At 61.0% G+C, this 18,201-nt stretch carries 16 protein-coding genes; 4 read left to right on the forward strand and 12 right to left on the reverse strand.

Annotated features, from left to right (window positions below; translation table 11 throughout):
* Positions 1–682, reverse strand: a 682-nt coding sequence (locus AB4Z13_RS00005; protein ID WP_442205386.1) for a catalase, incomplete at its 3' end; no start/stop codon positions are given.
* 150 nt (positions 683–832) lie between these two features.
* Entirely contained in the window at positions 833–1,639 is an 807-nt protein-coding gene (locus AB4Z13_RS00010; RefSeq protein ID WP_442205387.1) for a hypothetical protein, read from the reverse strand.
* A gap of 194 nt (positions 1,640–1,833) precedes the next feature.
* On the opposite strand from AB4Z13_RS00010, the gene AB4Z13_RS00015 reads away from it, so the two are divergent.
* Positions 1,834–2,667 (forward strand): hypothetical protein, encoded by an 834-nt coding sequence (locus AB4Z13_RS00015; protein ID WP_442205388.1) that lies wholly within the window; start codon positions 1,834–1,836, stop codon positions 2,665–2,667.
* Positions 2,668–2,866: 199 nt separating this feature from the next.
* Here AB4Z13_RS00015 and AB4Z13_RS00020 read toward each other — a convergent pair whose 3' ends face one another.
* The 5 genes from AB4Z13_RS00020 to AB4Z13_RS00040 form a co-directional block, all read right to left on the reverse strand.
* Positions 2,867–3,262: a hypothetical protein gene (locus tag AB4Z13_RS00020; RefSeq protein WP_442205389.1), complete on the reverse strand. Its 396-nt coding sequence runs from the start codon at positions 3,260–3,262 to the stop codon at positions 2,867–2,869.
* Complete coding sequence (locus AB4Z13_RS00025) at positions 3,259–3,462, reverse strand: hypothetical protein (protein ID WP_442205390.1); 204 nt, start codon at positions 3,460–3,462, stop codon at positions 3,259–3,261. The genes AB4Z13_RS00020 and AB4Z13_RS00025 overlap by 4 nt, the downstream gene beginning before the upstream one ends.
* Before the next feature lie 154 nt (positions 3,463–3,616).
* Complete coding sequence (locus AB4Z13_RS00030) at positions 3,617–3,868, reverse strand: hypothetical protein (RefSeq protein ID WP_442205391.1); 252 nt, start codon at positions 3,866–3,868, stop codon at positions 3,617–3,619.
* A gap of 55 nt (positions 3,869–3,923) precedes the next feature.
* Positions 3,924–6,332, reverse strand: coding sequence for a hypothetical protein (locus tag AB4Z13_RS00035; protein WP_442205392.1), 2,409 nt, complete (start codon positions 6,330–6,332; stop codon positions 3,924–3,926).
* A 1,495-nt stretch (positions 6,333–7,827) separates the two neighbouring features.
* Entirely contained in the window at positions 7,828–10,473 is a 2,646-nt protein-coding gene (locus tag AB4Z13_RS00040; protein WP_442205393.1) for a hypothetical protein, read from the reverse strand.
* A gap of 74 nt (positions 10,474–10,547) precedes the next feature.
* Between AB4Z13_RS00040 and AB4Z13_RS00045 the strand changes: the two genes are divergently transcribed.
* Entirely contained in the window at positions 10,548–10,886 is a 339-nt protein-coding gene (locus AB4Z13_RS00045; RefSeq protein WP_442205394.1) for a hypothetical protein, read from the forward strand.
* Here AB4Z13_RS00045 and AB4Z13_RS00050 read toward each other — a convergent pair.
* The 3 genes from AB4Z13_RS00050 to AB4Z13_RS00060 all read right to left on the reverse strand — a co-directional run bounded on the left by AB4Z13_RS00050 (position 10,880) and on the right by AB4Z13_RS00060 (position 14,184).
* The gene (locus tag AB4Z13_RS00050) at positions 10,880–11,818 is read right to left on the reverse strand and encodes a hypothetical protein (RefSeq protein WP_442205395.1); all 939 of its coding nucleotides are present in this window, start codon (positions 11,816–11,818) and stop codon (positions 10,880–10,882) included. The genes AB4Z13_RS00045 and AB4Z13_RS00050 overlap by 7 nt on opposite strands.
* A 196-nt stretch (positions 11,819–12,014) precedes the next feature.
* Positions 12,015–13,031, reverse strand: coding sequence for a carbon-nitrogen hydrolase family protein (locus AB4Z13_RS00055; RefSeq protein ID WP_442205396.1), 1,017 nt, complete (start codon positions 13,029–13,031; stop codon positions 12,015–12,017).
* Between the two features lie 283 nt (positions 13,032–13,314).
* The gene (locus tag AB4Z13_RS00060; RefSeq protein ID WP_442205397.1) at positions 13,315–14,184 is read right to left on the reverse strand and encodes an aldo/keto reductase family oxidoreductase; all 870 of its coding nucleotides are present in this window, start codon (positions 14,182–14,184) and stop codon (positions 13,315–13,317) included.
* Positions 14,185–14,317: 133 nt separating this feature from the next.
* Here AB4Z13_RS00060 and AB4Z13_RS00065 point away from each other — a divergent pair, with 133 nt between their 5' ends.
* Together AB4Z13_RS00065 and AB4Z13_RS00070 are read left to right on the forward strand one after the other, a co-directional pair.
* Positions 14,318–15,235 (forward strand): LysR family transcriptional regulator, encoded by a 918-nt coding sequence (locus tag AB4Z13_RS00065; protein ID WP_442205398.1) that lies wholly within the window; start codon positions 14,318–14,320, stop codon positions 15,233–15,235.
* A gap of 105 nt (positions 15,236–15,340) precedes the next feature.
* The gene (locus AB4Z13_RS00070; RefSeq protein ID WP_442205399.1) at positions 15,341–16,012 is read left to right on the forward strand and encodes a VOC family protein; all 672 of its coding nucleotides are present in this window, start codon (positions 15,341–15,343) and stop codon (positions 16,010–16,012) included.
* Positions 16,013–16,080: 68 nt separating this feature from the next.
* On the opposite strand, the gene AB4Z13_RS00075 is transcribed toward AB4Z13_RS00070, so the two are convergent.
* The gene (locus tag AB4Z13_RS00075) at positions 16,081–16,518 is read right to left on the reverse strand and encodes a hypothetical protein (protein ID WP_442205400.1); all 438 of its coding nucleotides are present in this window, start codon (positions 16,516–16,518) and stop codon (positions 16,081–16,083) included.
* Entirely contained in the window at positions 16,491–18,104 is a 1,614-nt protein-coding gene (locus tag AB4Z13_RS00080) for a hypothetical protein (RefSeq protein WP_442205401.1), read from the reverse strand. Before AB4Z13_RS00080 ends, AB4Z13_RS00075 begins: the two co-directional genes overlap by 28 nt.
* Positions 18,105–18,201: the final 97 nt, after the last annotated feature.

Consider the following 18,201-nt stretch of genomic DNA (forward strand, 5'->3'; position numbering starts at 1 on the left):
GGCGGAACGATCGTGGGATCGCGCGGTCGGACATGACCCACATGATCATGTGCATGCTTTCCGGGGTCAGCGAGATGAAGTCCCAGAAATTATCGTGGGCCGATTGCGCCTGGGGAAAGGCGCGGTCCGGCTCGGGTTTGACGGAATGAATGATATCCGGAAACTTGATAGCATCCTGGATGAAGAAGACCGGAATATTGTTTCCGACCAGATCCCAGTTTCCTTCCTGGGTATAGATCTTCACGGCAAAACCGCGCACGTCGCGCGCGAGATCGAAGGATCCCTTGCTGCCGGCGACGGTGGAAAAGCGCACGAAGGCCGGCGTCCTCTCGCCGGGGCGCTGGAAGAGATCGGCCCTCGTGTATTTCGACAGGGATTCATAGGTCTCGAAGAAACCGTGCGCCCCGTAACCGCGGGCATGGACCACGCGCTCGGGAATGCGCTCATGGTCGAAGTGGAATATCTTTTCGCGGAAATGGAAATCCTCCATCAGGGCTGGTCCGCGCGGGCCGACCTTCAGCGTGTTCTGATCGTCCGCCACGGGGGCGCCCTGTGACGTCGTCAAGACCTCGGCGCCCTCTTCGGCGATCTGGTGGAGCTCGCCGCCGACGCCCCTGTGAAGGCGCTGATCGTGGATGGTCACTGTGGCGGATGCGGCAGTTTTTTCGGTCTTGCGTGACATTGGTCCCTCCTTGGGTCGATGAGGGAATGCACTCGGCTGTTGATTGTTCCTGTCCGGGAAACGGCGTTGGCGGACGCTGGAGCGTGCGCTTTTTATGCCCATAGCCTCGGCGTCATCGATTGGAGACATGCCTGATAGCCGTCCGCACCATCAGCGCGCGGAAACCTCCAGCCTATGCCGCATCCAGACATTCGGCTCCTCATAGAGCCCGAGGCCAGTATCGCAATCGGCCATCAGCGGCGCCAGCCCGCCCTCTACATGATACGGCCCTGATACGGGAAAGCGCAGCCCGCTCCATTCCGTCCATTGCGACAGCGGCGCTTGAACCCGCATCGAGCGCGGTGCAATTTTCGCGATCCGCGCGCCAAGCTGCCAATGCTTGCGCACCCACGGATCGAAGGGCGCGCCGTCGGCTGTCGTCCAGCCCATGTAATCGGCAAAGGACGTTAGCGGATAAGCCGGTTTCTTCGTGGGCCGCACGGGTGCGACGAGCGCATCGAGGCCGCTTTGCCGGGCACTGTCCTTCATGTTGGCGATCAGGCGTTCGGCGAGATCCGAGCCGCGCATGTCGGGCGCCACGACGATGGCGAGCGCGGAGAGAGCGTTGGGCTTTTGCCCGGATGCGGCGGCTTCGACGCCGGTTGTGAGAACCGCATCCCACCCCTCGTCGGGTAGGGAGGTTTCATCATCGGGCTCGGGCCAATGGAAGGGAATGCTGTTCGATGTCGCCAGAACCCTCTCGTTTTCGTGCGCGTCCCGGCCGAGGATGAGAAACTGGTGGCGGCGCAGGCGCTCAGAAAACAGGCTGTCCCAGTCTCTTTCGACGACCGCGTCGCTGCCGATGAATTTCGGCCAGACGGCCGCCCCCAGTTCGGCGAACGCGGGGATGAGATCTGGCCGCTCCTCGGCGGAGACAAGGGTCAGCGTGCTATCGGTTTCATGCGGGTTGGCGGGCATGGTGGGCGTCTTTTCTCCCTGATACCGAAACGAGCCTAGAATAAGCATAGGTGAACGAAGGCTTTGCGAAATTCGCCGGGAGATGCCGGCAAGGCACGAGGCAGCTTCGCGCCACAAGCGAACGTTGCAAACAGAGCAACTGATCCGTAATTTCAAGTGATTTCAGCAAAGTTCTTAACGACGGATCGATGGTTATGTTAGACGTATTTTCTGCGAGCGATCGCTTTGGCTCCTTTGTCTTCAAAGACCACGCGGCAGGGAAGCGGCAGTCTCTGCGCGTTTTCTATTTCCTACCTGACAAAATCACCGCCGACACCCGTATCGCTGTTGGAATGCACGGACTTGACCGCAAAGCATCCGATTTTCGAGATGTGCTCACGCAACCCGCAGACCCCCACCAAATGATGGTTCTCGTTCCTGAATTCGATATGGAGGCGTTTCCGGATGTATATGCCTACAACTATGGAAATGTGAGGCCTGATGGCCGTGACGCTGCGGTCCTTCCACGGGAACATTGGACCTTCGGCATTATAGACAGGCTGTTCAAACAGGTCAGAGACAGCCTGGGATCGCGCCGAGAAACCTTTGGGTTATTCGGCAACTCAGCAGGCTCCCAGTTTGTTCTCCGTTATCTGGCACTGAACGGAGCCGCCCTTGTCGACCAGGCGGTCGCATCGAACAGTGGAATCTATATGCTGCCCGATCTGGAAGTCGCGTATCCGAGCGGAATGGGTGGTCTTGATCTGGATGAGATCGCACTCAACCGATATTTCGGTGCGCGCTTGACCATCTTGCTTGGGGAGTGCGACTGCGATGGAACAGCTTTTGATCTTCCACGCAACGACGAAGCCATGGCGCAAGGCCCACATCGCCTTGCACGCGGCCTGTGGCATTTTAAGCTCTGCCAGGGCCTTGCGACCTCATGCGGGGGACAACTTGCGTGGAGGATGGAAATCATTCCTGGCGCAGGACATGTCGATCAAAAGATATTCGACCGCGCTATCGGTATCCTTTCAGGCTCATCGTGAAATTTCGTCCGCTTCGGGCCGAAGGCGGCCATTAGCGGCATTAGCTGCGTGATCACGGGTTTTCCTGGAATGGGGTATCAAGAGAGCGCCTGGCGCCGGCCGAAGGCGTTTCGCAAGGTCACCGGAGGAATTCGGCCCCCAACCCGTCGCTCTCTTGATGGGGTGATGATGGCAGGCAATGGTTGAGGCGGTGTCTTGCCTATCTGTTCAATCGCCGTGCCAAGAGTGCCCCGGCATCGCCGATGACGATGGCCGGGATCAGCACCAGCGCCATGTCGTTGATGCGCGGCGGCACGTCGATGACGACGAGATCGAGGCCGAACCAGGGATTGAGGATCTGCACCATGTAGATCGCAGCCCACCAGAGCCCGAAGGGGATGACGATGAGAGGACGGCCGAGACGGGTGGCGCTCCAGCGGTCGGCGGCTTCGGCCACGGCGATGTCGCGGGCGGTCTCGATGCCCTTGATCACTTCCGCAGCGGCAAGCATCTGCTGATCGGTCTCAGCCTCCAGTTTCGCCTGATAGGCAGCAAGCAGCGGGCCGGTGAATTTCTCGATGATGCCGCCGAGCAGCAGGTCCGTCAGCCACTTCATTTCGCCCATCCGCAGCGGTGCGCCAGGTAATACCAGCCTTCAGCTGTTGCCGCGATGAACGCGCCCGAGGCGACCTGAAGGGCCATGGCGATATCGGGATCGCGTGAGATCATCTCGCCGAGATCGGGTGCGATCAGCCCGCGGGTGACGAGGACGGCGGCGAGGTAACGCAGGAGAATGCGGATGAAGACGAGGGTCATGTCTGCTGCCCTGAGTGGTGATGAATGGCGGCAGGATGGCCTGGGAAGGGTTGTCGGGCTGAACTCGGAGAGTTTAGATCAGGAAAATACTATATCTCTTTGTTTTTACGTAATTCCTTACGCAAAACCACTACGCACTTTTGTTGGAATTGCTCTAGAGAAAGCGGGCGAGCGCGCCGGACGCAATCACTTTGATCAGCAGGCCTGCGAGCGGTGCCAGCACGATGGCGACGACTGCCCAGAGCGCCTTGCCGATGCGGTTTGCGAGCTTCTCGACGCTGCCTTCGATGCGCAGCAGGGCGGCATTGATATGCGGCTGCTGCGCTTCCAGCGAGACGACACGCTCCTTCAAATCGTTGATCCTGCCATGCAGCTTTTCAAGCTCGTTGCGGGTTGTTTCGTCCATGATGCCATTCCTCTTTTGGCATCATGGATAGGGGGCGAACGGTTGAGAGCGAAAATCACTGCCCCGCGATCTTTGCCAGGCCGGCATTCGCCGTGCTGAGCATCGCGTCGGCGGGCGACTCCGCCGAGAGGCCGGTGGCTTCGAGGATTTCGGTGATATGCTCGTTGCCGATGCCAAGATCGCCGCGCGGCGGGCGAATGGCCTTTGCGAGCGCCCTTGTATCGCTCGTATCGCTCGCCGTGCCCGCGGACGGGCTTTGCGCATGGCGGATTTCGGGCAGGGCGGCCATGACTGAATAGCCGGTATGCTCTGCGAGATATGCCGGCCATGTCACGTCACGATCGTGTCCGCCGAGGGCAGCGGTAAACACCCTGTCCGTCATGGCGAGCGCGATCAGATCCATGGCGAGCGCAATGCCCTGCCGGGCGGCCGCGTCCTGATCGGTGGCTTCAGCGCTCTGATCGATGGCTGCGGCGTTCTGATTTATGCCTCCGGCGCTAGCCTTGAACTTCTCCGCAAGATGTGCGCCGAGGGCCTTGAAGATGCGTAGGGTTTCGCCCCCGCCGGCATGGGCCGGGAACGGGTTGAATATTGCTTGCTGCATGGAGGTATCGGCATGGGCAAGGGCATTCGCTTCATCCCCGCCGAATTGCTTGAGGCCCTTGTGATAATGCGCGAGCCAGGCCGGTATCTCGATGAAACAATATCGCAGCGTCTCCTCAAGCCAGCGAGCCAACGTCTCCCACGCCGTTCGGGCATCCGAAAAAGCCTGACGACCCAGCATGAGGGGCGAGCGGATGGTGACTTGGTCGATGATGCCGGGGCGGAAGGCATCTTGAAGCGCGGTGGCGAAATCGCCCCTGCCTGTTGCGGCGATGATGTCGTCCAGCCGGTAGCGGTGCGAAAGCGCTGTCGCGAGATCATTGGCGAGGCTTGTCGCGGTGAGGTTCTTCTTCATGAGGCGTGCCATGCGGCCGATGCCATCTGCGGCGCGCAGCTCGCCGGCGCCGGCTTCGTCCAGCCAGACTTTAAGGCGGTGCGAAGTTGCGAAGTTTTTGGTCCGCACGAAGGCGGCCCCCAGCTTGGGATCGTCCAGCAGGCGCCTGGCATTGGCAAGCGGCTCGCAGAATTCGAGATCGTAGAGCAGATGATTGACGTGCCGGTGCATCACGGCGATATCGAGATCGAGCGGCCCGGCCATGAGATCGGCGCGGGACCGGCCGTGGCCGGCCTCGGTTTGCGACTTGGTGACGCGGCCTGATACCAGCGCCTGCGCCCGATCTGGCGCCGCGTCCGCGCCATCATAAGCAAGCGGATAGTAGCCGCCCTTCAGCGCCTTGCCGGCGATGGTGATCGGGGCGGGCTCTACCCATTGCGGCGCGATGCCGGTCAGGCGCTTTTCGCGCGCGGCGATATCGGGCTGGAAACGGCCAAGAAAATCCCAGACGGATTGCACGAAGTCCGCGTCGCGCTCATCCAGCGAGGCGAGCACGGCGCCAAGTCCGGCCTCATCCAGCGCGCCGGGGATGCGAGTATCCGTCAGTCGCCGGCGGTTTGCATCATTGCCGGTATTGAGCGCAATGGCGATCGCCTCCCATTTTGACAGGGACTGGCCGAGGGCCGGCAGGTAACGGGGCTTGCGCATCTCGCCGATCTCTTCAGGCGAATAGACATCGTAGAGCGCCCGCAGGTCGGCGGCGGCCTTCTGCCTGCGTTGCGCAAGCCTCTTTGCAGCTGCATCGAGCGGCGCCTTGATGGCCTGATAGGCGATGCCGCCGATCTGCCGCAACTGGGCGCCTGCTTCCAGCGCGTGATCGAGATGCGGGAGGTTCAGGAATCCGTCGTCGGCGGGTGGCGAGGTCTTGACGATGGCGTCGGCGAGCGCGGTGACGGTCTCGTCATAATCCGCCTCGCCATCGGCATCGGTCAGCCGGCTGGCGCGCTCTGCTGCATGTTTGAGATTCTTCACCGCAGCCATGACGGCGCGGAAACGCTCCAGCGTGATCTCCTTGTAGGACTGGCGCCCGGAGGCGATCAGCACGCTATCGGCAATGGCAAGCTCGTTTTCCCGGCTGGCTTCCTTCATGGCCAGGATGTAGTTTCTCAGCACCATGCGCGGATCATTCTGCCCGGCTTGCCGGCCATTTGTTTCGCCGCCAAGGCCGTAGCGCTCGAGCAGGGCATCAATCGCGCCGAGATAATCAATGTGGCCATTGTCGCGGCGGCTCGCCTCGGCAAGCTTTTCGCGTGCCGGGCCGCTTGCCAGACGCGCGGCATCAGCCTCGAATTCCTCGACCTCGCGGGCCACCTTGAGGCTTTCGGCATAGATCGCATGATTGAGAAGCTGACGGCGTTTGGCCGTGATCAGCTTGCCGATCCGCTCGTCCTGATCGGGGTGAGGGGCCGTCTGCGCCTCGCCTTCGCCGGCGCCCCCCCCGGCTTGCCCTCTCTCGCCAGCTTTCATCCTGCGCCAGCTCAAGGCCGATCCGGGCCGCCTCCAGGCCGGTGCGCCGGCCGGCAGCGAGGAAGCGCGCACCGTCCATCGCATCGCCGACCTCCATGCCGGCGGTGGCCGAAAGCGCATAGGCTTCGGCCTCGGCCACCGTCAGCCCCTCGCCACCATCGGCGACCTCGACGATCGCCTTCAGTTCGGCCGCCAGCCATTGCGCCCGCCTGTCATTATGGACAGCGGCAATCGCCCGCTCTTCGGCCGAACCATCGATCAGCATATCGCCGTGGCGCTGCAGCATGACACGCTCGACTTCGAACGCGATCGCATCCGCGCGGGCCGGCGCCAGCGCCATGGCCGCCACCAGCTCATCGCCGGAACCAAGGCCGAAGAGATCTGCGACGATATCGGGATCGAGCCCGCCCTCATCGGCATAGAGGGGGTGCTCGCCCTGTGGCAGGGCGTTGAGAACGGCCGCACCATAGCGTGCTACGAGGGCAGTCTTGTCGAAATGGATGTCACCTGCCGGTGCGGGCGTTTCAGCATCCAGCCAGTGCCGGTTCGCCATCCATTCGATGGCGCGGTAGAGGCTGGTGGCGTTGATCTCCTTCTCCGCCTCGCGCTGCACGGCTGCCTTTTCTGCCTGATAGACCTTCTGCTCCTCGCGCCGCACAGGCTCCATCATTTGGCGTGACAGCCGCGCTTTCGCCTCCTGCGCGGCGAGCGCGCGCAGCTTCAGCAGGTGGTCGTATTGCGGCTGGGTGAGGCCAGCGGTCTCGGCGCCGGCAAAGACGGGTTCATCGCCGCCGACATCCTGTTGGGCCATGTCGATTGCCGTGTCGCAGGCGAGCATGCGGAAGAAGATGGCGGCGATATCAGGGGCGAGGGAGATGTTGTACGAGGCCAGCCGCAGATAGACCGAGAGCAGCCAGTCGCGGAACTGTTCGAAGACGCCGCGCATCTCGGGTGAGGGTGCCTTGCCTTCGATGAGGTAGGTTTCAGCAGCGCGTGCGAAGAAGGATTGCATACCGGCATCGATGGCGGTGTCCTTTGCTGGACTCCCGGTAGTGCTGCGATCGAGCGCGACGAGCACGTCTTTCGCGATGATTTTGAAGCCGGGTTCGACGCGTTTGGCATCTGCGGCTAGAGCAGCGGCGTTTTCGCGCCACCAGCTTTCAAGATGGGCAAGGGTTTCGGCTCCGGAGTCAATATCGCGTGGGGCCATGTCCTGCACAATTTCAAGGAAGTACCGGCTCGCCCCGTGAAACAGCGCGGAAAAGCTGGATCTGCCGAAGACATCGATGATGGTCTCGCCATCAGTGCCGACCGGAAGGTGGATTGCATCTGCCGATGTGCCCTCCGGGCGGTGGAAGAGAAAGGATGTAGCAGCGGGAACATCGGCTTCCACCACTGAGACGCCAAGAACAGGCTGTGTGGATACGGCTTCACCATCGGCCGAACGATTGGTCGAATTTTTCAACATGAATCCCCTCGGGAAATCTACTGAAGGTCAGGGTTGGTCAGTGGGGCTTTTGAGGCTCAGCCCAGCGGGGTAGCGCTTTGTATTTCCGGAGTTTCCGATGCGCCCCGTCTTCTTTAGAACGGGTGTGACGGGCGCGTGATCTTTTCCAGACTCCGACACCGCATTCGTGTCGGCAATGTTTTTCCGGATACGTGCAGCCAGATCGCGCTCGATAAGCCGCCGGGTGGTGTGGTCGATGGCATTCCTGTAGGGAGCGATCCGCTCACCTCTCGGATTGAAATTATTGCGTTGTGTTGCTGGCTGCGGAGATTTTGCTTCAGCGGCTGTGGGCGTATGGGGATCAAAGCTCGAATTTTCCTGAAAGATCCCGTCGAGGTTCCCGCCAGCATAGTCCGTGGCGTAGGTGGCGGTGGGAATTTTGACTGCACTTCCGGTTGCCAACGACACATCTAGGTCATGGACAGACATGCCACGTGTATTGGCGGCAAAACTATGCAGATCGGTGCCGGTTGCTTTCAGTTGTTTCGCGAAGTTGTCGATGGGAATGTAGAGGGTTTGGAGCGACGTACCTTCCAGGTAAGCCTCCGCGAGTTTGTGAAAATCTTCCGGAGAGCGCCTGCGAAACGATGAACTTTCAGAAGCCTTTGAGATGCCCTGTATTTTGATGCGATCGGTTTTGGGTGTTCGAGCCGATCGTGTTGTGGGCGCAGTGGCTGGTGTTGCCGACGTGTTGGACGTGGATGCTAGGGCAGCGGGCGTCGCGGGGTCGGCTGTCGGAGCTGCGACCCCTTGGGCTGCAGGTGCCGTGGCTGCGGGTGCAGTTGCCGCAGGTGCCGCCTTAGGGACAGGTGCTGCGGCTCCCTGGGCCGCATGTGCTGCAGGTCCCGTGGGAATGGGTGCTGCGGCCGCGGGTGTTGTTGATGCGGCAGCTGGTGTTGTCGACGACGCCGTGGTCGTCGGTGCAGATGCCGCGGGCGCCACCGGAACTGGAGTTGCAGGCGTCGTGGGGGCGGGTGAGGTTCCTGCGGATGTGATGGCTTGATTGTGGTTGCTGACCGACTCGCGAGTTGCATCGCCGAATTTTTTCGGAGCAATTGCAATAGGGTTCATAGTTTCAGTGACAATGGCGCCCCAGTCGATCTTTTGTCCGGATGCGAGTCTTGCGAAAAGTTCGCCCGCACCGGCGGTAATCATTTCGCGGAGCGTATCTGCAGCGGCTTCACGAAACGGCTTCTTGATTCCGAGTTTTTCGAACAGGCCGCCCGATAAGGTATCAACTAAAAAAAGCGCGTTCGCGCGAGATACGGCTCTTTCTCTGGCCGCCTTCAGTATAGAGGGGTCTTTGAGAACCCGCTCTCTGTCTTCGGGCTTTGAGATGTCTATGCCGATCTCTTCGAAGTAATCGGCTTGAGCGGTCAAATATTCATCAAGGTAGTTCGTTACAGCGTCAGCGGCGAATACGATACGGGGATCTTTGGTTACCGCGCCGGCTACGATGCCGGGCACGGCTTGTGGCAGATCTTCAATTGTATTCTCGGCAGTCATAGAGAGAGCGCCCACAGGGTCGTTCCAGACAGCGGAGCCCGCATTCATGAGGGTCTGCGGAAAGGATGCTCCTTCGACGTTTATCGACTTTTCGACGCTAGCTGCGCGTGACGATTTGGGTAAAGCCTTTACAGCCGCGATGTCTTCCGCAAGAGCTTCGAGATAGTGTCTGGCAGCCGCGTCCTCATCGGTTATCATGAAATCCATGATGCGGGCGCTGCTGTATCGCACTGCAGCGTGAAAGAGTGCGTCCGGTCCTATCCACTCTTTAATGTCTCTGCTGCGGGTATGGAAGACAGCTCGCTCGCTATCAACGATTTGCCAAAATGGCATTGTGCGGTCGCCAGCAGGGTCTGCAGTGAAATCCAGCATAAACGTATGGTATTTCTGCTTTTGCTTGATTAGGCCGCGAATGAGTGCGTTCTCCCATCCTTGAAGCATGCTCGTTTCAGGAGCAGATCCTGTGACGGAAGGCGTGGATTGTAAGGTGGATGGGGGCGGGACACCTGTTGAGGGCGCTTGCGCAACTGGACCTGCGGCAGGCGTGGTGGACGGTGTTTCGGAACTGCCATTCTCTATCGCTGGAGCGGAGGGTTCCAACGTCGGCGCAACGGGAAGCGTGAACGTGGTAATGAACGGAGCGGTGGTCGGTGGGATCTGGTTGACTGGTGGCCAATTTGGCGCCGTCGGACCTGTGGAAGGCCCGACGGGTCGTGAGGCTCGAGCATTGAGCTTTGCTGCGGGATCGTTCGGCTCGCCGAAAGCCTTGGGAACCTGGCCTAACTTCTGCGCCAGTTTTTCGAAAGAACCAAGGTTGTAGATATCGTCCTTCGCCAACACTGCTGCGGTGGGGTTTTCGCTAAGCCAAGTTGCCGTCCGCGGCGATATAGACAGAATAAGTCTATTGCGTTCGGCGTCGATAATTCCCTGAAGAAGCTCGCGATTCCCCGTGATCATCTGTGGAGAGACGGGTTTTCCTGTCGTTTCTGAAAACTTACGCGCGAAACTAAGGTTACCCGCAACCTCATCTGGATTTTCATCCGAGGATTGAATAATGCTGCTTGCGGTGGCTGCGGCCTTCTGGTCCCGCTTCCGCGACAAGGCGTTATTGTCCTGCATGCTATCCATGACTGTCTCCCGTTCGGCCGAGAGACAGGGGTAGGTGCGGAAGGGTTGTTTTATAAATCGAGGGAGGGATGCCGATGGCAAACGGGACTGATATGAGTGGGGCTTCGGCGGGGAGTAAAGGTGGCGTGGGAGCGGGAATTGCGATCCTGGCGGCGGCCGCGCTGGTCTGCACTGTCGCGCGGTTCATCGCGACGGGTGCGACCTATCCGGCGGCAGGGGCGCCCCGATTTATCGGCGAGATGATCGGCGGATCTCTGCCGTCGTTCGTCGTTGGGTTGATCGCATTTTTCATCGTCCGTTTTGTGAGACGCAAAAGCGCAGATCGCTTCGCAGGGGTGCTATCCGGCTTGATTGTCGTGCTTGTGCTCGCGGGCCTCGGTTATCTCGGTGACCTCAAACATCTCGCTCAATGAGGGTGGGGCGGGCCGCGTCTTTTGCATCGCTGTAAGCGCATCGCTGCCGCCGGCCGGAATGGTGGTTCGGGATGCTCGGGCGGAACCCGGTCATAATGGTCGAAGCGCCTGCTGTAGCTTGCCCGTCCATCGGACCGGGCATTGAGCTGGTTGCCGTAGCCGAGCAGGTTTGCCAGCGGGGCGAGGGCGTGGATGATGGCAGAGTCTTCATCCAGATTCAGCCGCTCGATCCGGCCGCGCCGCGCCCGCAGATCGGCGGCGATCAACTCGGCGTAGTCTGCCGGGGTGACGACGTCCAGCCGCATGACCGGCTCGAGAATGACAAGCTCCCCCATATCAAGCACCTGGCGCATCGCCATACGCGCGGCGGTTTCGAAGATGAGGGGTGAAGAATCGATATCGTGGAAGGCGCCATCGAACAGGATGACGCTGATATCGACGACGGGATCACCGGCGATCATGCCTGGGCCGATGACCGATCGCAGGCCTTTTTCGACAGCAGGAATATAGGCTTCCGGCACCGCGCCGCCGACGATCTCTGACCGGAATTTAAAGCCTCGGCCGATATCGTTTGCTGTGGCGGTCAGCTTGATGCGGGCGAACTCGCCGGTTCCGCCGATCTGTCGTTTGTGGGTGTAGTCGATCTCGGTGACCCGCGCGATGGTCGCCCGGTAGACGACCTTCGGCGGACTGATGTCGGCGTCGATTGCGTAGGCGCGCTTGATCTCATCGAGAGCGATGGCGAGATCGGCTTCGTTTGCGGCTCTCAGGAGCGCGTTGCCGGTTTCAGCCTCAATCCAAGTGATGGATGGCCAAGTGATGGATGGATCATTTTCGGCAAATGCGCTGAGGGCGAGCCGTAGTCGCTGCCGGTCTTTGGAGGATCGGGGTGCAATTGACGCCTGAACAAGGTCCTTCCTGGTCTCATCCATAGTGGGGCTCGATGAGAGAGGACATGGCAGACGGGCTGGGCTTACCACGCAGCCCGCTCAAGTCTCCACATCAGATCTCCCGTGGTCGGCTTTCGGGCTCGACGATAGGGATTTCACTGATAGTTGCAATTCCTGCGAAAGGCGTAGTCGGACGCGATCGGATGCCGACGGGCAATTTGCCCGCCGGCTATGGACTTCAGAACGCCTCGCGGCTGTCGCTTCTGGGGTCGCCTTCGATCTGGTGCAGCCGGTAGAGATCGCCGCGGGCGGTGCGCCGCCAGGGCCGCGCGGGGTTCTCCGGATTGGTGGTGATGTCGGCAAAGGCGATGCCGGGCGTGCCGTCCGCTGGGCAGAGGGCTGCCCATTGGCCATTGGGAGCAGCGATCCCGCAGGGGGCGATCACGCTCTGCGGGGCGTGGGAGGCGTAGCTGACCCAATAGGTGTTGCTGGCGGCGAGACCCAGCACTTCGGCGGCAAAGGGCGGGGCTGCGGAGGGTGTTTCTCCCGATGTCGAGAAGAGCACGCAGTCCACATCGAGCCTTTCATATTCGATGAAGATTTCGGGATAGTGCGACTCCATGCCGGCAGCGCAGCCGAAGCGCAGGCCGTCCACTTCGAAGGTGACGGGGATCTTGCCCGGCGAATACATGAAGGAGATTTTGGTGTGGGAGAGCAGGCGCTCGTCATAGCGCGTCACCAACTCGCCCCGGTCGGAGACGACGTAGAGGCTGTTATGTGGCCGGTGCGGCGGGGTCAGCCGGTGGGGTGCGCCGAAGACCGTCCAGAGTTTGAGCTCCCTTGCGAGCTTTCTTATCTCCTCCAGTTCCTCGCGTAGAACCTCCCATTGGTAACGGCTCCAGTCGGCAGCGCCGATCTCGGCGGGGCCGATTTCGGAGAGGATGCGCTTGTTGGGAAAGCAGATCGTTCCCTCGGAAAAGTGGAGGAGGCGGGCGCCGGCATCGCGTGCCTGGCGCATGAGGCGGCGCATTTCGGCGCCGTTGGCGCGGAAGGCGTCGGCATCGCGCGGGTCAAGGCGGACCGTGGTCTGGGCAACGGCCAGTCGCAGGGATTTGCCGGCTGGCCCATCCGTTTGCGGTTCTGTTTGGGATGTTGTTTGCGGCGCACGGATGTGGCTGAGGGCTGAAGTATAGGATTCGCCGGTCTTTGCGGCGCGGGTGCGTACCCTGCGTTTGAAGTTTCCGTTTCGGGTCATTGTCGGGCCTTTCCGTCACGGACGCATGTTCCCCGGCAACCACGCCCGAGCGATCGGACCAAGGTTTTCGAACCCGAGACGGAAGTCCCTTTGCCTCCGTTTGAAAGACCCTGCCGGGGAGGATCGTTGGAGGTTGGGCGCAGGCCACGCCTGAGCCAGAAGATGTCGATGCTGGCGCGATTCGTCAATCTGGGGAGGTGCCTGTGAGGAGGCTGTGACGCGACTTCCTGGACGGCGGCGGATGATCCGCCGCCATCTGTTGCCTTGCGTAGAGTCAGGCGCCTTACGCAGCGGCAATGCCGTTGAGCTCAGCCATTACATCATCGCGCAGCTCGATATCGGCAACTGCGAGGTTTTCCCTGAGGTGACCACGCGAGGATGTGCCGGGGATGAGCAGAATGTTCGGCGCGCGCGTCAGGAGCCAGGCGAGCGCCACCTGCAGCGGCGTGGCGCTGAGGCGGGCGGCGACATCCGAGAGCGTCGAGGACTGCAGGGGCGAGAAGCCGCCGAGCGGGAAGAAGGGCACGTAAGCCGTGCCCTCGGCAGCAAGCTTGTCGATCAGGGCGTCATCCTCACGGTTGGCGAGATTGTACTGGTTCTGGACACAGACGATGTCGGTGATCTTGCGGCCGTCATCCACCTGCTTTGCGGTTACATTCGAGAGGCCGATATGCTTGATCAGGCCTTGCTGCTGCAGTTCGGCGAGAGCCGTCAGCGGTGCCTCGAGCGAGCCTTCGGCCGGACCATGCACATCGAACATGGCGCGCAGGTTCACCACCTCGATGACGTCGAGGCCGAGGTTTTTCAGGTTGCTGTGGATTGCCGCGGTCAGCTCTTCCTTCGAGAAGGCCGGATTCCAGGAGGCGTCGGCGCCGCGCAGCGCGCCGACCTTGGTGACGATGACGAGATTGTCTCTATAGGGGTGCAGCGCTTCCCTGATGATCTCATTGGTGACGAAGGGGCCGTAGAAATCGCTGGTGTCGATGTGGTCGACGCCGCTTTCGACTGCTTCGCGCAGCACGGCGATCGCCTCGTTTCGATCCCGCGGCGGGCCGAAGACACCCTTGCCGGCGAGCTGCATGGCGCCGTAGCCGATGCGCTTGACCGCGCGGTCGCCGAGCTTGAAGGTTCCGGATTTTTCGACAGTGGACATGAAATCTCTTCTCCGATTGAAGGCAGGCCCCGATTGAAGGCACGAGGGAGATAGGCCCGTATCATTGCTGCGACAATTGGCTATAATCCGGACGGGCTGTCCTGTATGGAGGACAATCGGTGAGATCAGGATTATGAAGCAAGGTTCGCCAGAAATCAGTGATGTCAGCGCTTTTCTCGCTGTGGCAAGGGCCGGTGGTTTCCGCGAGGCGGAGCGGGCAGGGCATATGAGCTCATCGGCGCTCAGCGATGCGGTGCGGCGGCTGGAGGCGGAACTTGGCGTTCGGCTGCTCAATCGCACGACACGCAGCGTGGTGCCGACGGAGGCCGGCCGCGGGCTGATGGAGCGGCTCGGCCCCGCCTTCAGCGAGATCAATGCGGCGCTCGATTTCGTCAAAGATTTTCGCGATAGGCCGGCCGGTACGCTGAAGCTCAATGTGCCGGTCAGCGCGGCGCGGCTGGTGCTGCCGCGCATCGTGCCCGCGTTTCTAAGAGCTTATCCGGATATCCGCCTCGAAATCGTCACCGAGGAGAATTTCGTCGATATCATTGCCGCAGGCTGCGATGCTGGCATCCGTTATGACGAGCGGCTGGAACAGGACATGATCGCCGTGCCGATCGGCCCGCGCGTCCAGCGTTATGCCGGCGGTGCTTCAGCCGCCTATCTCGCAGAACACGGGCGACCGGAGCATCCGCGGGATCTGCTTCGACATGCCTGCATCCGCGGGCGTTTTGCCGGCCGCGCCATCCCGGTCTGGGAGTTCGAGCGCAATGGTGAGATCATCAGGGTCGATCCGCCGAGCCCGCTGATCGTCCAGAATGGCGGCGGCACGGATCTCGCCGTCGATGCGGCCGTTGCCGGAACCGGCGTCGTCTTCACCTTCGAGGACTGGCTGAAACCCTATTTTGCAAGCGGCGCGCTGGAGCCGGTGCTGGAGCCCTGGTGGGAAAGCTTTTCCGGCCCTTTCCTCTACTATCCCGGCCGGCGGCTGGTGCCGGCGCCGTTGCGCGCCTTCATCGATTTCGTCAAGGCGATGCCGCGGGAGGCGTGAGCAGAGATCATCGGCCCGCAACGTGGTAGAGTGGGGGCGGGCGATGCATTCGCCGCATCGCCATCATCAACAACACCGTCGTAGTGACAATGGAGGGGGAAGATCATGAGCAGCGCAAGCAATATGACCGGCAACGGCACGAGCGAGATGAAGCTGGAGATCATTGTCGTGCCCGTTTCGGATGTCGACCGGGCCAAGGCATTTTACGGCGGGCTCGGCTGGCGCCTCGATGCCGATTATTCCTCTGGTGACAATTACCGGGTGATCCAGTTCACCCCGCCGGGCTCGAACGCCTCCGTCATCTTCGGGAAAAACGTGACACCGGCGGCACCAGGCTCCGCGCAGGGGCTCTATCTCATAGTCTCCGATATCGAGGCGACCCGCAAAGAGTTGCGAGCGCGCGGTGTGGAGGTCAGCGAGGCCTTTCATCCCGAGGGCGAGGTCTATAGCGGGCCCGACGTGCCCTATCTCTTCGGCCTGCGCCGGGTCAGCGGTCCTGATCCCGACGGCGGCAGCTATCGCTCCTTCGCTTCCTTCAGCGACCCTGACGGCAACGGCTGGCTCTTCCAGGAAATCACCGCCCGGCTGCCGGGTCGCATCACCTCCGACCTTGCCGCCTTCGGCACGGCGAAAGACCTTGCTGCAGGGCTGCGCCGGGCAGCCGAAGCCCATGGCGAGCATGAGAAGCGCAATGGCGGCAAGCATGACGAAAACTGGCCGGACTGGTATGCGGAATACATGATGGCCGAGCAGACGGGCAAGCCGCTGCCGCAATAAGGTCATTGGCGAGCGGGGCCGGCCGGATTGGCTGGTCCCGGCCTGCTATTTTACGACAACCTACATCGTCAAGGCTCGATCTGGGCCGCCCATTTCCAGAGATCGTCCATCTGGTTCGGCGGAATGCCCATGGCCACCGCGAGCAGATCGATGCGAGGATCGTTGCGGGAATATTCTTGGGCGTCCTCGATCATGATGCGCACGGTTTCCTTGTCCTTCACCGACATGTCAGCCATACCGTTGACGAGGGAGAGGACATCGGCCTTGAAAACCGGCGGCTCGAGTTCGAGTGCAGCGAGCCAGAGCTGCCATTTCTTGAGGGAAGGGAAGGCGTCTTCGAGGCCGAGCGGGTCGCGGAGGAATTTGGCGATTAAGGGTTCCTGGTCGTCGTGAGGGGTGACATCTGGCATCCCTGGTTGCGGAGCCCCCAGAATTTCGAGGATTTTTCCCTCACTGTCCTGTCTTACATAAACCGTGGTCATGCCCAAAACCTCTTGCTTTGCCAATCATCCCAGCCTGTCAAGTATGCTGCCACACTTGCTGTACCGGCTATGTCCACCTCGCGCATTACCTGAGCCGAGGCATTCGTCCTGACTGGGGTTAGAGCCCCAAGTTCAGTTCCGCCACCTCCTGAGTTACCCGTGGCGCGGCTACGAGCAATCATCAGGCCAGTGAAGAGAGAGGATACTGGGCCTATAGCGGAGATGGCGTCACCATTCGTCCCTGTGCTTATGTCGATAAATACCAAGGCATCCACCGAGATACCCATCGGACAGCTGGGAAGGGTGAGGAGTGTCCATGTCGCATTGCCCGATGTGCTGGAATAGAGCAAGTCACTCGTGACAAGTACCCGATTGCCCGACTGCTGGAACGTGACGATGTTTCCGGAACTGTTCGTCAGGATTATGCCTACCCGGCTACCAGAGAACAGCTCCCACCCCAAGGGCACCGCGACCCCGCCTTCGACGGCCGACAATGAGGCGACGAACTTGGTGCTCCCATCCGCCAGGCTCCTCACGGCGTACACGAAGTAGGTCTTACCAGGCTGCACCGTGCCGGTATCCAGGCAACCCGGGCCTGTCCCGAAGACGGCTGCGAGACTGCAGGAGGCATCCCCAGCTGTGGTATGCTTCCTGCCTCCGAAGAACCCGAAGCCGGCCGCTACGGTAAAGGTTGTCGCGGTGGAGTAGGCTGGCACAAAGCCGACCATGAAGTCCAGCCCGAGCGCTGACGCCACATATTTGACAATACTACCCGCGAGAACCTTTTTCAGGCCCCAGCCTGTCGCGCTGTCGGCGATGGCGAACTCGTCGCCATCTATGATGTCGGTCTTTGCAGCTGCGCCGTGAAGCCAGCCGGCGAGCGTATTGGCGACGGCATTGTAGATCGCCAACGTCTTCCGATACCAATGAAAGGCGGAAAACAGCCCGCCCGAACCGGGGATCGCGACATCTTCCGGATTCGTTGCGTAGGCGGTCGCGAGGCCGGCGCTGGCATTTGCGTTCGTTGCCGACTGAGCGGCTTCCGCGGCTTTCTGCTGGGCGGTCTGTGTGAGGCCGGCAACATCAGGGATGTCATCAGCAATATCAGCCACAGTTTCCAAATATTGCGAGACGGCGGCAACGGCCTCGAGCGCATCGCTTTTGTCGCTGAGCGTCAGAACGTCTGCAATCAGCTTGTCGATCGTTGCTGAATCGAATGACGGCGGAATGGTGACTGCGCGGGCCGCTCTTTCCTTGAGCTGCTGGAGCCTCATCACAACGAGGTCGAGCGCCTGCTCGACGGTCTCCGCATAATAGGCGCCCTGGTTTTCCAGGTCGGTTTCCTGGGTAAAGGGCACGTCCAGCAGCAAAGTTATCTTGGTGCCGGCCGCCGGGGCGGGGACGATGACCGCGCTTCCGCCGCCATCATTGCCAGTGCCGGTCACAGTATAATCGGCGTCGAGCACCAGGATTGAATCCGTGCCCGATGCATCCGTCCGGATCACCTGCAGATGATGGGGCTCCAGGATTTTGAACTTGTATTCGAAAGCCGTGGCGACGCCGTCCCCATTATAGGGGCCGGATCGGTTTATCTCGCTCGAAATGGTCATGTGATTGTACCTCTGGTTTCCTGAACCATAGGCTCAGGAAGGTTGTCGGCCTGACCTGGCCAATCCGCTTCGAGCGCGAGATGGTCTTGCTTCGTCA

Origin of the sequence: Rhizobium sp. YAF28, assembly GCF_052113285.1 — a bacterium.
Lineage (GTDB): Bacteria > Pseudomonadota > Alphaproteobacteria > Rhizobiales > Rhizobiaceae > Rhizobium.

Bases quoted from the DNA above. Each gene is read 5' to 3' on its own strand.
- AB4Z13_RS00020 (WP_442205389.1), bottom strand. From the start codon at position 3,262: ATGAAGTGGCTGACGGACCTGCTGCTCGGCGGCATCATCGAGAAATTC.
- AB4Z13_RS00015 (WP_442205388.1), top strand. From the start codon at position 1,834: ATGTTAGACGTATTTTCTGCGAGCGATCGCTTTGGCTCCTTTGTCTTC.
- AB4Z13_RS00010 (WP_442205387.1), bottom strand. From the start codon at position 1,639: ATGCCCGCCAACCCGCATGAAACCGATAGCACGCTGACCCTTGTCTCC.
- AB4Z13_RS00030 (WP_442205391.1), bottom strand. From the start codon at position 3,868: ATGGACGAAACAACCCGCAACGAGCTTGAAAAGCTGCATGGCAGGATC.
- AB4Z13_RS00035 (WP_442205392.1), bottom strand. From the start codon at position 6,332: ATGAAAGCTGGCGAGAGAGGGCAAGCCGGGGGGGGCGCCGGCGAAGGC.
- AB4Z13_RS00025 (WP_442205390.1), bottom strand. From the start codon at position 3,462: ATGACCCTCGTCTTCATCCGCATTCTCCTGCGTTACCTCGCCGCCGTC.
- AB4Z13_RS00060 (WP_442205397.1), bottom strand. From the start codon at position 14,184: ATGTCCACTGTCGAAAAATCCGGAACCTTCAAGCTCGGCGACCGCGCG.
- AB4Z13_RS00050 (WP_442205395.1), bottom strand. From the start codon at position 11,818: ATGGATGAGACCAGGAAGGACCTTGTTCAGGCGTCAATTGCACCCCGA.
- AB4Z13_RS00070 (WP_442205399.1), top strand. From the start codon at position 15,341: ATGAGCAGCGCAAGCAATATGACCGGCAACGGCACGAGCGAGATGAAG.
- AB4Z13_RS00040 (WP_442205393.1), bottom strand. From the start codon at position 10,473: ATGGATAGCATGCAGGACAATAACGCCTTGTCGCGGAAGCGGGACCAG.
- AB4Z13_RS00045 (WP_442205394.1), top strand. From the start codon at position 10,548: ATGGCAAACGGGACTGATATGAGTGGGGCTTCGGCGGGGAGTAAAGGT.
- AB4Z13_RS00080 (WP_442205401.1), bottom strand. From the start codon at position 18,104: ATGACCATTTCGAGCGAGATAAACCGATCCGGCCCCTATAATGGGGAC.
- AB4Z13_RS00065 (WP_442205398.1), top strand. From the start codon at position 14,318: ATGAAGCAAGGTTCGCCAGAAATCAGTGATGTCAGCGCTTTTCTCGCT.
- AB4Z13_RS00055 (WP_442205396.1), bottom strand. From the start codon at position 13,031: ATGACCCGAAACGGAAACTTCAAACGCAGGGTACGCACCCGCGCCGCA.